Origin of the sequence: Nocardia huaxiensis (assembly GCF_013744875.1) — a bacterium.
Lineage (GTDB): Bacteria > Actinomycetota > Actinomycetes > Mycobacteriales > Mycobacteriaceae > Nocardia > Nocardia huaxiensis.
Genome location: NZ_CP059399.1, coordinates 2,613,786 through 2,627,135, shown reverse-complemented (window position 1 = coordinate 2,627,135; position 13,350 = coordinate 2,613,786). Strand labels below are relative to the sequence as shown.

The 13,350-nt window shown below is 68.5% G+C and carries 14 protein-coding genes; 7 read left to right on the top strand and 7 right to left on the bottom strand.

What is annotated here, in order from left to right:
* The 5 genes from H0264_RS11760 (at position 1) to H0264_RS11740 (ending at position 4,130) form a co-directional block, all read left to right on the top strand.
* The gene (locus tag H0264_RS11760) at positions 1-1,149 is read left to right on the top strand and encodes an ABC transporter ATP-binding protein (RefSeq protein WP_244976160.1); all 1,149 of its coding nucleotides are present in this window, start codon (positions 1-3) and stop codon (positions 1,147-1,149) included.
* A complete protein-coding gene (locus H0264_RS11755; RefSeq protein ID WP_276313945.1) occupies positions 1,146-1,868 on the top strand; it encodes an ABC transporter permease in 723 nt (240 codons plus the stop codon). The genes H0264_RS11760 and H0264_RS11755 overlap by 4 nt, the downstream gene beginning before the upstream one ends.
* Positions 1,865-2,545 carry an ABC transporter permease gene (locus H0264_RS11750; protein ID WP_181583988.1) on the top strand — a complete coding sequence of 227 codons (681 nt, stop codon included), beginning with the start codon at positions 1,865-1,867 and terminating at the stop codon, positions 2,543-2,545. The genes H0264_RS11755 and H0264_RS11750 overlap by 4 nt, the downstream gene beginning before the upstream one ends.
* A gap of 88 nt (positions 2,546-2,633) precedes the next feature.
* On the top strand, positions 2,634-3,056 hold the full coding sequence (locus H0264_RS11745; RefSeq protein WP_181585469.1) for a CBS domain-containing protein: 423 nt from the start codon (positions 2,634-2,636) through the stop codon (positions 3,054-3,056).
* A gap of 102 nt (positions 3,057-3,158) precedes the next feature.
* Positions 3,159-4,130, top strand: a complete 972-nt coding sequence (locus tag H0264_RS11740) for an endonuclease/exonuclease/phosphatase family protein (RefSeq protein WP_220139968.1) — start codon at positions 3,159-3,161, stop codon at positions 4,128-4,130.
* Between the two features lie 3 nt (positions 4,131-4,133).
* On the opposite strand, the gene H0264_RS11735 is transcribed toward H0264_RS11740, so the two are convergent.
* The 5 genes from H0264_RS11735 to H0264_RS11715 all read right to left on the bottom strand — a co-directional run bounded on the left by H0264_RS11735 (position 4,134) and on the right by H0264_RS11715 (position 9,089).
* Positions 4,134-4,343, bottom strand: coding sequence for a hypothetical protein (locus H0264_RS11735; RefSeq protein WP_181583987.1), 210 nt, complete (start codon positions 4,341-4,343; stop codon positions 4,134-4,136).
* A gap of 96 nt (positions 4,344-4,439) precedes the next feature.
* Positions 4,440-5,660: an NAD(P)-dependent malic enzyme gene (locus H0264_RS11730; RefSeq protein ID WP_420832056.1), complete on the bottom strand. Its 1,221-nt coding sequence runs from the start codon at positions 5,658-5,660 to the stop codon at positions 4,440-4,442.
* A 498-nt stretch (positions 5,661-6,158) separates the two neighbouring features.
* A complete protein-coding gene (locus tag H0264_RS11725) occupies positions 6,159-7,865 on the bottom strand; it encodes an FAD-binding protein (protein ID WP_181583985.1) in 1,707 nt (568 codons plus the stop codon).
* Positions 7,866-7,915: 50 nt separating this feature from the next.
* Complete coding sequence (locus tag H0264_RS11720; RefSeq protein WP_181583984.1) at positions 7,916-8,182, bottom strand: hypothetical protein; 267 nt, start codon at positions 8,180-8,182, stop codon at positions 7,916-7,918.
* Positions 8,183-8,234: 52 nt separating this feature from the next.
* A complete protein-coding gene (locus H0264_RS11715; protein ID WP_181583983.1) occupies positions 8,235-9,089 on the bottom strand; it encodes a PHP domain-containing protein in 855 nt (284 codons plus the stop codon).
* Positions 9,090-9,214: 125 nt separating this feature from the next.
* Between H0264_RS11715 and H0264_RS11710 the strand changes: the two genes are divergently transcribed.
* The gene (locus H0264_RS11710; RefSeq protein WP_181583982.1) at positions 9,215-11,161 is read left to right on the top strand and encodes a hypothetical protein; all 1,947 of its coding nucleotides are present in this window, start codon (positions 9,215-9,217) and stop codon (positions 11,159-11,161) included.
* Between the two features lie 9 nt (positions 11,162-11,170).
* The gene (gene corA, locus H0264_RS11705; protein ID WP_181583981.1) at positions 11,171-12,250 is read left to right on the top strand and encodes a magnesium/cobalt transporter CorA; all 1,080 of its coding nucleotides are present in this window, start codon (positions 11,171-11,173) and stop codon (positions 12,248-12,250) included.
* 25 nt (positions 12,251-12,275) lie between these two features.
* On the opposite strand, the gene H0264_RS11700 is transcribed toward corA, so the two are convergent.
* Positions 12,276-12,851: a suppressor of fused domain protein gene (locus H0264_RS11700; RefSeq protein WP_181583980.1), complete on the bottom strand. Its 576-nt coding sequence runs from the start codon at positions 12,849-12,851 to the stop codon at positions 12,276-12,278.
* A 4-nt stretch (positions 12,852-12,855) separates the two neighbouring features.
* Positions 12,856-13,350: a YflT domain-containing protein gene (locus tag H0264_RS11695; RefSeq protein WP_181583979.1), complete on the bottom strand. Its 495-nt coding sequence runs from the start codon at positions 13,348-13,350 to the stop codon at positions 12,856-12,858.

Sequence of the window (13,350 nt, the reverse complement as noted above, 5' to 3'; positions counted from 1 at the left end):
GTGTCCGATATCGAGTTCAGCGGCATCACCAAGACCTATCCGGACGGCACCACCGCCGTCGAATACCTGGATCTGCGCATCGAATCCGGATCCTTCACCGTCTTCGTCGGCCCGTCCGGCTGCGGGAAGACCACCTCCATGCGCATGATCAACCGCATGATCACGCCCACCTCCGGGCGGATACTCATTGCGGGACAGGACATCTCGGCACAGGATCCGGTGAAACTACGACTCGGCATCGGCTACGTCATCCAGAACGCGGGACTGCTGCCGCATCGCACCGTCGTCGACAATGTGGCGACGGTGCCGGTGCTACAGGGCATGCGGCGATCGCAGGCGCGCAAGGAGGCGCTGGAGGTGCTCGACCGCGTCGGCCTGGATCGCGCTCTGGCGCAACGGTATCCGGCGCAACTCTCCGGCGGGCAGCAGCAGCGCGTCGGGGTGGCCCGCGCGCTGGCCGCCGACCCGCCCATCCTGCTCATGGACGAGCCGTTCAGCGCCGTCGACCCGGTGGTGCGCGCCGAGTTGCAGACCGAAATGCTGCGGCTGCAAGCCGAATTGCGCAAGACCATCGTGTTCGTGACGCACGATATCGACGAGGCGGTGACACTCGGCGAGAAGATCGCGGTCTTCGGACCGGGCGGCCGGCTCCAGCAGTACGACACGCCGCAGGAGGTGCTGGCCCAACCCGCCAGCGATTTCGTCGCCGGATTCGTCGGCCGTGATCGCGGGTACCGCGGGCTGTCGTTCCGCAGCGCCGCCGGGGTGCCGCTGCACCAGATCGTCACCGCGACGGTCTCCGAAATCCCCTCGCAGCGACTGGAACTCGGGCAATGGGTGCTGGTCGTGGACGAGCGACGGCATCCGCTCGGCTGGGTCGACGTCACCGGCGTGGAAGGCATCCGCGCTGGAAACGCCCTGCACGACAGCATGTCCGCGGGCGGCTCCCTGTTCCCCAGCGGCGGCGATCTGCGGCTGGCCCTGGACGCCGCCGTCTCCTCACCATCGGGAATCGGTGTGGCCGTGGATGATTCCGGTGCGGTCAGCGGCGGTGTGCTCGCCGGCGATGTGCTCGAACAACTCGCCCGCCAGCGCGCCGGAGAGGACGCCGACCGCAACCGGCACTTCTTCGAACAGGAATCCCGGTGAGGTACCTCCTCGACAATTTCACCGAGATTCGCGGCTACACCCGCGAACATCTCATGCTGGCTCTGCTGCCGCTGCTGCTCGGCCTGGCCATCTCGATTCCGGCGGGCGCGGTGGCGCACCGATACGGCTGGCTGCGCCGGGTCACCGTGACCGTCGCGGGCATCGCCTACACGATTCCGTCGCTGGCGCTGTTCGTGATCCTGCCGCCGCTGCTCGGCATCTCCACCATCGATCCGCTCAATGTCATTGTGGCGCTGACCATCTACTCGGTGGCGCTGCTCGTGGTGGCGGTTCCGGCGGCCCTGGACACCGTGCCCACGGAGGTGCTCGACGCCGCCGACGCCATCGGCTACGGCCGGGCGCGGCGGTTGCTGACGGTCGAATTCCCGCTCGCCCTACCGGTTTTCATCGCGAATCTACGGGTGGTGGCGGTCACCAATATCTCCATGGTCACCGTGGGCGCGCTGATCGGCGTGGGCGGGCTGGGCAAACTGTTCACCCAGGGCTATCAGCGCGACTATCCGGACGAGATCATCGCCGGGATCATCGTGGTGCTGGTGCTCGCCCTGGTCCTGGACCGGCTCATCTACCTGCTCGGCCGCCTCGCGACCCCGTGGCTGCGCACCCGCAAGACCAGGAAACGCCGTCCCGAGCAGTCGCCGCTGACCGACGTCACCCTCACCAAGGGCACGACCCCGGCGAAAGGCGCGCAGGCATGAACCTTTTCGCGCAAGCCTGGGAGTATCTGACCACCGCCGCCAACTGGTCCGGCCCGACCGGCATCGGCAGCCGCATTGCCGAGCACCTCTGGTACAGCTTCCTGGCGGTGGCCGGATCCGCCATCGTGGCCGTCCCGCTCGGCATGCTCATCGGGCACACCCGGCGCGGCTCGGCCGCCATCGTCGGCTTCGCCAATGCCATGCGCGCCCTGCCCACCCTCGGCCTGCTCACCTTCTTCGTGCTGCTCATGGGCCTGGGCCTGATCCCGCCACTGCTGGCTTTGCTCACCGTCGGCATTCCGCCGCTGCTGGCGGGCGCGTACGCGGGCGTCGCGAACGTGGACGCCACCGTCGTCGACGCCTCGCGGGCCATGGGCATGAAGGAACGCCAGATCCTGCTGGGCGTGGAACTGCCCAATGCCCTGCCGGTCCTGCTGACCGGCCTGCGCGCGGCCACCCTGCAGGTGGTCGCGACCGCCACCATCGCCGCCTACGTCAACCTCGGTGGACTGGGCCGCTACATCTTCGACGGCATCGGCCTCTACAAGTACGACCGCGTCCTGGTCGGCGCGATCCTCGTCGCAGCGCTGGCCCTGGCCCTGGACGCCCTGCTCGCACTGGTTGTCCGCCGCTCCGCGCCCGGCGTACGGCAACCACTCCGCAAATCGAGCCATTGACCAACAATGTGACGTGGACCACGATGGAGAGTGGCTCGAAGATGTGCCGGAAACACACACCCACTCTCAGGAGGTTGCTGTGAAGGCCATGAAGGCGCGCGACATCATGCACCGAGATGCCACCTGTATCCCCGCCGACGAAACCCTGGACCGCGCAGCGCAAATGATGCGCAATATGGACGTCGGCGCGCTCCCGATCTGCAACAACGACAAATTGATCGGCATGCTCACGGATCGTGACATCGTCGTGCGCTGCATCGCCGAAGGCCACGACCCCAGCCGCGTCCGCGCCGGAGACCTGGCGATGGGCACACCCCGCTGGGTGGACGCCGACACCGACGTCAGCGAAGTGCTGAACATGATGGAGCAGAACCAGATCAAACGCCTGCCGGTCATCGACATGAAGGACGGCAAGAAACTCATCGGCATGATCTGCGAATCGGACCTGGCCCGCAATATCACCGACGAACAGCTCATGCACTTCGTGACCTCGGTCTCCGTTCCGCACTGAGCGGACGGCCCGACGCAGGTCTTTCGACGCCCCCGGCCAAGTTCGGTAGCTTGGCTAAGGGGCGGCGATCTCGTAGCCTCCCTTGCTCTCCGGGGAGGATCTGTGACCGTCAACGCCACCACCCGCACCGCGCTGTGCGCCCTGCTGGTCGTACCCGCCGCGGTGGTGGCGCTGGTCAGACTCACCGGATTCGAACGCGGGCCGTTCGTGCAACTGCTCGCCTTCACCCCGTACATCGCGGCCTGGTCGCTGATTCCCTTGCTGCTCATGCTGATACTGCGCCGCCGCAAGCTCGCCGCGCTCGCATTCCTGGCGGTGGCGATCTTCGCGTTCACGGTGGTGCCCCGCGCATTCGGTTCCGCCGAGCGGGCCGATGGCTCGTCCCTGCGGGTGCTGACGGTGAACATGCAGTTCGGCGCAGCGGATCCGGCCGCGCTGGTCGAGTTCGTCCGCGCACACGCGATCGACGTCCTCGCCCTGCAGGAGTACACGGCCGAGGCCGAATCAGCCCTGCGCACAGCCGGTCTCGACCAGGAGCTCCCCTTCCACCAGACCAATCCGCTGGCGAAAGCCTCCGGCTCGGCGGTCTATTCGCGCCACACCCTCGTAGACGGCGGCGTTCGCACCAATCCGGGACAGTTCGCCCAGTCCTACGCGACCGTGGTCACCGCGGCCGGCCGCCGGGTAATCGTCGAATCGGTCCACACCACACCCCCTGCCCACCTCGACAATCTCGCCTACTGGCGGCGCGACCTGAACAGCCAGCCCCGCACCAGCGGCACCGAAGTCCCCCGAATCCTGGCCGGCGACTTCAATTCCACCCTCGACCACGGCCCCTTCCGCGACCTCCTCACCCGCGGCTACCGCGACGCCGCCGACACCGTCGGCTCCGGCTTCACCGCCACCTGGGGCCCCTACGAGGGCCGCCACGGCGACCGCAAACCCATCCCCCCGATCACCATCGACCACGTCCTGGCCGACTCCCGCCTCGGCATAGCCGGAGTGTCGGCACACACCATCCCCCGCACCGACCACCGCGCCCTGCTCGCCGTGCTGAACTTCCCGGCCGCCTAGACCTCAGTCGTCACCCAGCAGCGCCCGCAACTCCGGATCGTCGGACAGCGCCTCCTGCAACAACTTCCGGCTCACCGCCCGCCGCTCCGCATGCTCCAGCCAGGCTTCAGCGGCCTCCACGAGCGCGGCGTTCAACGACATCTGATCCCCCGCCACCGCCTCGACGAGCCGCACATGAAGCTCATCGGGCAGCTGCACACTGATCATCGCCATGGCGGAACGGTACCAACGTCCCCGGGGCTTCCCTGCCCTCCACACAATTCGGCCCCCGCGCAACGGAGTACGCGGGGGCCGAATGTCAGTGCGGGATTACGCGACGCCCTCGGCGCGGGCGGCCGCGCCCACGGCCTCGGCGACGGCCGGGGCCACGCGGGGGTCGAGGGGGCTGGGGATGATCTTGTCGGCGGAGAGTTCGTTCGCGACCACGCCGAAGATGGCGTCGGCGGCGGCGACCTTCATGCCCTCGGTGATGCGGCGCGCGCCGACATCCAGCGCGCCCTTGAAGACGCCCGGGAAGGCCAGCACATTGTTGAGCTGGTTCGGGAAGTCCGAGCGGCCGGTAGCCACGATGGCGGCGTACTTGGACGCGACCTCGGGGTGGATCTCCGGGTCCGGGTTGGACATGGCGAACACGATCGACTCGGGGGCCATGGAGGCGATGAGCTCCTCGGCGATGGTGCCGGCCGACAGGCCCAGGAACACGTCCGCGCCCGCGAGCGCCTCGGCGGGGCCGCCGGTGATGTTGCGCGGGTTGGTGCGGGTGGCGAGCTCGGCCTTCACCCCGTTGAGGTCGGCGCGGTCCCGGCTCACGATGCCCTTGGAATCGAGCACGATGATGTCCGAAATGCCAGCGGCCAGAAGGATATTGGTGCACGCCACACCGGCCGCGCCCGCACCGGACACCACGACCTTGAGACCGGACATGTCACGGCCCTGCACGGCGGCCGCACCCTTCAAGCCCGCCAGCACCACGATGGCGGTGCCGTGCTGGTCGTCGTGCATGACCGGGCAGTCCAGGGCCTCGACGACGCGCTTCTCGATCTCGAAGCAGCGCGGCGCGGAGATGTCCTCCAGGTTGACCGCGCCGAAGCTCGGGCGCAGGCGGATCAGGGTGTCCACGATCTCGTCGACATCCTTGGTGTCGAGCACCAGCGGGATGGAATCCAGACCGGCGAACTTCTTGAACAGCGCCGCCTTGCCCTCCATCACCGGCAGCGAGGCGCGCGGGCCGATATCGCCCAGACCCAGCACCGCGGTGCCGTCCGAGACGACCACGACCAGGCGCTCGGCCCAGGTGTAGGTCTTGGCGAGGGACTCGTCCTTGTGGATCCCGCGGCAGACCTGCGCGACACCGGGGGTGTACGCGATGGACAGGTCGCGCTGGGTGTCCAGCGGGGCGGTGAGTTCGACCGAGAGCTTGCCGCCGAGGTGACCCGCGAAAATCTCTTCCGTGGTGATGTCGGAAAGATTCCCGGTGGGGGACGCGGGGGTTGCCGTGGTGGCATTCACTGCTTCAGTCACGGGTGACACGATTTCACTCCTGCTCGGTGCGGACTCAACCGATTGACGGTTACCGTTCGGTAATGCGGATTTGGGTTTTCGAGGGCCTCTGAGGTAAGCACCTGACCACGCTGTCGGCTGCGCACTACTGTGCCACCTTCATCAATTCGGGTGACGCACGCAAGGCATTACGGCAACGACTCAGGGCATATCGCTACAAAGATCGTCGAGCGAGAACCGGACGGGTGTGTCCGGAGGTGTGGCAGGGTGAGTGACCACCGGATCTCCCGGGCCGGGCGGTGGCTGCGGCCGGGGATCGCAACATTCTGCCAGTCCTCGTGACGACCTGCCAAATCGCCCGCTGGTCCGTCACGTTCCTTCACCATCCACGAAGCGTAGGCGACTCGAATCACCTGCCGGTTAAGGAGAACTCGCACGTCGGGCCCGGACTGTGGAGAACAGTCACGAGCCGGTCGCGGGCACGGCGGTGAGATGTCTCGCCGGATCGACGGGTACGCCGGTGAGGGTTTATACCGCCGTGACGTCGGTGGCGGTGAGGTCCGGAGCCGTCGGGTCTCCAGCATCCGAGGCGGTGACCGTCGGCGCGCCGCCATCCGAACCCACCCGCGACCCCGCGTGCTGCGGAGCGCGCCTGCGGCCGCGGACCTGAATCGGGGTCGAAGCGCCGGATTCCTCCGGCACGGTCGCGGCCACCTGCTCCGACCGTACCCACACCCGGTCGAGACCGCCCGCCAGCAGGCGCACGCGCCAATTGGTGCCCGCACCCGGATGATCCGTGCGCCGGTGCATGCCGCGGGTCTCGGTGCGGGCGAGGGCGCTGTATTTGCTCCAGCGCGCCACGGCCAGCAGGGCGGCGGCCTGCCGGGCGTGCAGGCGGTCCGCGCCCGCGCCGCCGAGGTCGAATTCGACGCCGGGCCACATGCCGTCCAGTTCGGCGATGCTGTCACGCAGGCTGCCGTCGCTGCGCCAGTAGCTGCGGCGCAAGGGAACGGTGTGCTCCTGGACGAGACCGATCACGGCGCGGGGATCGATGCGGGCCTTCGGCCCCAGCCCCGCCCCGGGCACCGCGCGCACCTTGCCGAGTTTGCGGCGGGTCCGGGCATAGCGGGCCGCGCCCGCGCCCGCCCACACGCCGGAGGAGATGGCCCACGCCCCGTTCTGCCCGCCGAATCCGCTGACCGCGCCGGTGACGGGTTCGCGCGTGGTCACATCACCCGCACCGTAGAGGCCGGGAATCGTGGTGGCGCAATCGAGTCCGGCCAGCCGCAGCCCGCCGGTGCCGCGCACGGTGCCCTCCAGGACGGCCCGCAGCGGCACCCGCCCGAGCCAGTCCGGTCCACCGCTGCGGCACAGGTCCGCGCGCACGTTCTCCGGCATCTCCTCGAGATCGGCGTAGACCCGGCGGCCGTCGGCGATGGCCGCGAAAGCCTCTGCCCGCGAACCGCATCCGCGTCCGCTCAGCACCGAGCGGGATTCGTCGGTGAGCGTCGCGAAATGCATGACGTGATCGGTGGCGAATACCGCCGCCGACCCGTGCGGACCCGAATTCGCGGCGGGGGCGAGCGAATACGCGTTGGAGAATTCCATGCCGGACAGTTCGGCCCCGGCCTCCGCGCCCATGAGCAGTCCGTCGCCGGTGGCCACCTCGGTGCCGGCGCCGCCGGACAGGAACGCACAGCCACCGGTCGCCACGACCACCGCGCGGGCGCGGGCGGTCCAGGTGTGCCCGTCGCCGTGCAACGCCACCCCGGACGCGCCGGACACCGTGCCGTCACCATCGGTGATCAACTGCAGGGCCGGATGGTGGTCGAGGATCCGCACCCCGGCGATGATCATGCTGCGCCGCAGCCGCCCCAGATATTTGGCCCCGTCGAGGTAGACCCGCGCGGGCCTCCCGGGCTGTTCGCCCTGGAATCGGAACCCGCCCCGCACCAGTTGCCCGACCCGCCGGTGGGTCTCCTCCATGACCAGATACATCCAGTCCGGATCACCGAGCCCGCCGCCGTGCACGAAATTCTGCCGCACCGCCTCGTCCCGGGCGGCGATCGGAATGTTCCACAGCGTCACAACCCCCTGCGCGGTGGGGCCGCTGCTGCCGCAGCGGGCTTTGTCGACCACGATCACCCGCGCACCGGCGGCCGCGGCGGCCAGGGCCGCCCACGCGCCCGCCGGACCTCCTCCTACTACCAGCACATCGGAGTCGAATTCGGTCATATCGCAAATGTTCGACCACAGTTCAACTGGTCGCAACCGTTATGCGCATTTCAATTCCACCACTGTGTCCACAGCAGGCCTCCGGCTACCGCGAAAACGACCACAGCTCCACAAAACGACGCCATACCGCGACGCCGATCCGCGAAAATCTGGGCCGACAACACCAGCGCCGCCGCAGCCACATGCCACGCCACATCCGCGACCCCCGGACCCGGGAAACCGCGCCGCACACCGAGAATCGCCGCACCCACCACGACCAGCGCGAGAACCACGGTGCCCGCGGCAATCACCCCGCCGAGCCCGCGGATCACCCGCATTGCCGCCTCCGGCGGAAATTCCGCCCGCTCGCCCATATCGAACGCCCGCCGCTCACGCCGTTATCACCGGCACTCCGCTCGCCTTTCCCACGATCTCCTCGAATTGTGCTGGGTCGGTGGTGAATTCACCGATCCGAATCGTCTTGTTGCTGCCGTGATAGTCCGATGATCCGGTGGTGACCAGACCGAGTTCCCCCGCCAGCCCGCGCAGTATCGCCTTGTCCTCCGCACTGTGATCGGGATGCTCGATCTCCAGCCCGCCCAACCCGATCTCGGCCAGCTGCCGAATATCGTCCAGCGCCAGCAGCCGCCCGCGCTTACGGGCCCGCGCATGCGCCACCACAGAAACACCACCCGCCGACGCCACCATCTCCACGGCCCGTCGCAACGGCGTGTCGGCCTTCTCCACGTAGTACCGGCCGTGCGGGGCGAGCAGATCCTGGAAGGCGGCATCGACCGTCGGCACCACCCCCGCCTGCACCAGCGCCCGCGCCAGATGCGGCCGGCCCGCCGACGGCCCCGCCGAGGCCAGCACCTCGTCCGGATCCACCGGCAGCCCGTCCGCCGCCATGTTCTCGGCAATGGCCCGCAACCGCACGATCCGCTCCGCCCGCAACCGCTCCCGCTCCTGCGCGAAGGACTCGTCGGCCGGATCGAACAGGTAGGCCAGCATGTGCACCGGCACCGGATAACCGTCCTCCCCCATCCCCACACACGACATCTCCATGCCGCGCACCAGCGTCATCCCCTTCGGCAGGGCGTCGACCGCCTCCGCCCACCCGGAGGTCGTGTCATGGTCGGTCAGCGCCACCACATCGAGCCCGGCGGCCGCCGCGGCGGCAATGAGTTCGGCCGGGCTGTCGGTGCCGTCGGACGCGGTGGAATGAGTGTGGAGATCGATACGCACGACCCCTATCTTGCCCGGACCCCGGCCCGCTTCGCCTCGGACACGAAACACATGGAATGTCAGGAAGATGAAACGTACCCTGGCCGACATCCGCGCAGCAGGCGGAGAATTCGGGGGATTCGCTCATGGGGTATCGCTACGCGGTTCTCGTCCCACCCGGCCCGGACAGCGGGGCCACCAGTCTGTGGCGATTCCGGCGCACGGGCCTGCGACGCCGGAAAACGTGGGAGTATCTGTCGCTGCTGGACCGGCGCTGGCATCGCGCGCCCGGCGCCCGCCGGGAGCTGCGCCCCGTCTCCCGCGCCGAGGCGGCGGCGCTGGAGGCCGATCACGCCGGATGGGCGCGCTACTGGGCTGTTCACTTCGACGAGCACGGCCCGGAATCCGGTGCGCCACCCGCCACCGTGGTACGCCGCCGCATGAGCCCCGAAGGCCGGCACGACGAATCGTTCCGGGCGCACGGCGGCTGGTCCCCGACGCAAATCCTGTGCGACAGCACCGATCCCAGACCGTCGACCGTGCCGGTGCTGACCGAGATCAGCGCGGCCGAGGCGGATCGGGTGCTCGCGGAACGGTTCGGCGTCACCGCGGCCACCCGGTCGGCCGAGTCGTCGATCCGGTTGCCGCAGCTGTCGGCCGAGGAGGCCGGCGCGGTGCGGAAATACCAGGACCGCGCCGTGCAGACCGCCGCTCGGGCACGCCGGACGCTCACCGATATCCTTGCGACACTGGATGGTTCGCATCTCGCCCCAGCCCCGCGGGGTACCGGCGCGAAAAGCCTCGAAGCGGTGCGGCGGCAGGTGACCGTCCTGCGTTCGGAAGGCGTCCCGGTGCCGGCCGGGCTCCGCCTGATCAACGACATCGTCCGATTCACCGTGGTTTTCGACGACCACGCCTATGTCGAGAACATCCACCGCACGATCGAGCTGCTGGCGCTCCGGCACTACGCCATGCTCCCCGGATCGGCGGCCGATTCCCGGGAAGAACCGTCCTACAAGGACTTTCGCGCGGTATGGACGGCGCCGGACACCGGCATCCGGATCGAAATCCAATTCCATACCCCCGCCGGCCTGGCGGCGCGCACCGAGACGCAACCGCTGTACCAGTACACCCGTCAGCTCGAACTCCTTCCGGCAATCGACCGGAACAATCACGAATTCTCCACGGACGCAGCGAACTTCGTCCGAGCGAGTGCATGGTGGACGGCGGACACCGATCCGGTACGCGACAGCGCCGTCGCCACCCTGCTCGGATACTCCTCCATCGAGGAGGCGATCGCCGATACCGGATCAGCGGGTTGCCGTCTGGCGGCTCTGCTCGGCGGAGCCCCCTTCTGGTTCCACAGCCATACCGAGGCGCTGCTGTGGCGACTGATCATCACCTTTCTCTGCCATCCACCGCTGCCACCCGCCTCGGACGCCGAAGCGGTCGACGCGGTCGTCACCGCCCTCGCGCGATCGATGCTCCCGGATGCCGGGGACAGCGACGCCGAGCCGCTGTACCTGGATACTCTCGCGTCCGATATCGACAGCGGCGAGGAGGGAGACACGCCGCTCACCGTGCTGCGCCGGGTGGCGGGGCTGCTGGTTCGTGCAACGCTCATCGCTCGTGGCGACCTGCCGGGTCGGGCGGCGGCGACCGCACCCGCTCCGCGCCTGCCGACCACACCACCCGCCACCGCCATGGCAGCGATTCTCGGAGTCTCCGGGGCAACCGCGCTGCGCCGGCCGGCCAGCCGGGCCGCCGACCGACTGGCGTACCTGCTGGGCATCCCGAGTCCGGACCCGGATCTGCTCCGCACGCTCGCCCGGCTGCTGGACGAGTTCGCCGCTCGGCCGGACTCCTGGTCATCGCTCGTGATCGACGACTTCCTCGCGGAAGCCTTCCGCATCGCGGGTCTTGCGTCCCGATACGGTCCGGATTTCGTTGCCATGCACGGCTTCTGGCTTCCGCACGATGCGGATCAGGACCTCCGGGACCGCGGTCGGGCCATCGTATTCCTGGTCAGGTCGGCCATGATCCCCACATTCGGACGGGCGGGGATCTCCGGCCGGACCGTCTGGGCGGATTAGCATCTGCGGATGTCCTCGATTCCGCCGCTGCCGTCATTCCGCTGGACCTCGCGTCGTTACAGCGATCACGCGAAGCCGGAGGCCAAGGCACCCGCGAATGTCGTGGTCGACTGCGCGGTATATGTGGGGGGCAGGCGGCTGATCGACGAGTGCACCTATCAGCAGGCGCTCGACGAAGTGCGCAAGCAGGGAACGGGGTTCGTGTGGCTGGGGCTCATGGAACCCAGCAGTGCGCTGATGTCGGAGGTGGCGGCGGCGTTCGGACTGCACGAGCTGGCGGTGGAGGACGCGGTGCACTCGCATCAGCGGCCGAAACTCGAACGGTACGACGACATCATGTTTCTCGTGCTGCGCACGGTGCGCTATCACGAGCACGACATGAACTCCGTCGCCGAGATCGTGGACACCGGCGACATCATGGTGTTTCTCGGCAAGGATTTCGTGATCACGGTGCGGCACGGCGACCAGACCGGGCTGGCTGGCGTGCGAAAGGACCTGGAGGCCAATCCGGCTCAGCTCGAGCTGGGCCCGGCGGCGGTGCTGCACGCGGTGGCCGATCACGTGGTGGACGCGTATGTCGAGGTGACACAGGAGATCGAGGACGATGTGGCCGAGATGGAGGAGGCCGTCTTCACCCCGGCCAACAAGATCGTCATCGAGGCCATCTACCAGCTCAAGCGCGAGGTGGTGGAACTGCGCCGCGCCGTGAAACCCCTTGCGCTGCCGCTGCAATTGCTCACCCACGATCAAAGGTTGCCGCTGCCCAAGGAGATTCGCCGCTACATGCGCGATGTCACCGACCACCACACGGCCGTCACCGAGCAGATCACCGACTTCGACGAATCCCTCAGCGCCCTCATCAATGCCGCCCTGGCCAAGGTGAGCGTGCAGCAGAACACCGACATGCGCAAGATCTCCGCCTACGCCGCCATGGCCGCGGTCCCCACCATGATCGCGGGCGTGTACGGCATGAACTTCGATCACATGCCGGAGCTGCGCTGGACCTACGGCTACGGCGGCGTGATCGCACTCATGGCACTGCTGTGTGGTCTGCTGTACTACAACTTCCACCGCAACAACTGGCTCTGAACACGGCTCGAAACCTGCTGCGGGACTACAGGTTCGCCGCGCCGCGCCCGGGGTCGCGGACGTCGATCCCGGCTTCCTGCCAGGCCGTCCGCAGGGCGTCCGCACCGCGCAGGCGCACCCAGGCGGCTTCGGTCGCCGTAATCGGGACGATGCTCAGGAACTGTACGGGTTCAGCGGGTTCCGGTAGATCGATGGCGGCCAGATCCGCCGTATCGAGCAGCACTGCGGTGAAGGGAGCGTTGCCCCACAGTGGTTCTCCGAGGTCGAGCAGCGCATCCGGTTGCAGCACAATGCCTTCCACGGCCGGAGCCGCTACCAGGACGGCCAGCGCGCGGGTGAGGCCGGAGCCCGCACCGGCGCCGCCGCGCAGGGTGAGCACCAGCTCGGCGCGCGGGCCGCGCAGCGGATCCGCAACGGCCGCAGCGGCATCCGTCATGGGGTGGCGCGAGCCGCCGAGGGTCACGTAGTGGACCAGGTCCCCGTCGGGGATGCGGAGGATCTCGATGGGTTCGAGGCCCAGGAAGGTCACCGACGCCGCATCCGCGGATTCCACACCGAAATGGCCGAGCACGCCGGCCCGGACTTTGTCGAGCACATCCATCGGATCAGATGGCCAGCTTGGCGAGCAGATCACGCGCGGGCTCGGCGACCTTGGGATCGCACAGCACGTCGTAGCGGCCGGCCACCAACTGCATGGTGGAGGCGAAGTCGCGCTGGCCGCGGGTGGCCGCGTACGGGATGGCCGCGGAGATCAGACCGAAGATGATGCCGCCGATCAGGCCGACCGTCAGCGGGCCGATCACGTGGCCGCCGGTGCCGAACAGGCTCAGCAGCAGACCCAGGAACAGGCCCAGCCACGCGCCCGACACCATGCCGCCACCGATGACCTTGCCCCAGGTGAGGCGGTACAGCACCCGCTCGACCTGCATGAGGTCGACGCCGACGATGGTCACGTTCTCCACCGGGAACTGGTTGTCGGCGAGGTAGTCCACCGCCCGCTGCGCCTCGGCGTAGGTCGGGTAGGAACCGATCGGCCAGCCCGACGGCGGCGTCGGGAGGCCCGGACGGTTCCGGTTCGCGTTCCCCAAGGGATTCGTCAT

Bases quoted from the DNA above. Each gene is read 5' to 3' on its own strand.
- H0264_RS11750 (WP_181583988.1), top strand. From the start codon at position 1,865: ATGAACCTTTTCGCGCAAGCCTGGGAGTATCTGACCACCGCCGCCAAC.
- H0264_RS11745 (WP_181585469.1), top strand. From the start codon at position 2,634: ATGAAGGCGCGCGACATCATGCACCGAGATGCCACCTGTATCCCCGCC.
- H0264_RS11735 (WP_181583987.1), bottom strand. From the start codon at position 4,343: ATGGCGATGATCAGTGTGCAGCTGCCCGATGAGCTTCATGTGCGGCTC.
- H0264_RS11725 (WP_181583985.1), bottom strand. From the start codon at position 7,865: ATGACCGAATTCGACTCCGATGTGCTGGTAGTAGGAGGAGGTCCGGCG.
- H0264_RS11720 (WP_181583984.1), bottom strand. From the start codon at position 8,182: ATGCGGGTGATCCGCGGGCTCGGCGGGGTGATTGCCGCGGGCACCGTG.
- H0264_RS11710 (WP_181583982.1), top strand. From the start codon at position 9,215: ATGGGGTATCGCTACGCGGTTCTCGTCCCACCCGGCCCGGACAGCGGG.
- corA (WP_181583981.1), top strand. From the start codon at position 11,171: ATGTCCTCGATTCCGCCGCTGCCGTCATTCCGCTGGACCTCGCGTCGT.
- H0264_RS11700 (WP_181583980.1), bottom strand. From the start codon at position 12,851: ATGGATGTGCTCGACAAAGTCCGGGCCGGCGTGCTCGGCCATTTCGGT.
- H0264_RS11695 (WP_181583979.1), bottom strand. From the start codon at position 13,350: ATGACGAATCCCTTGGGGAACGCGAACCGGAACCGTCCGGGCCTCCCG.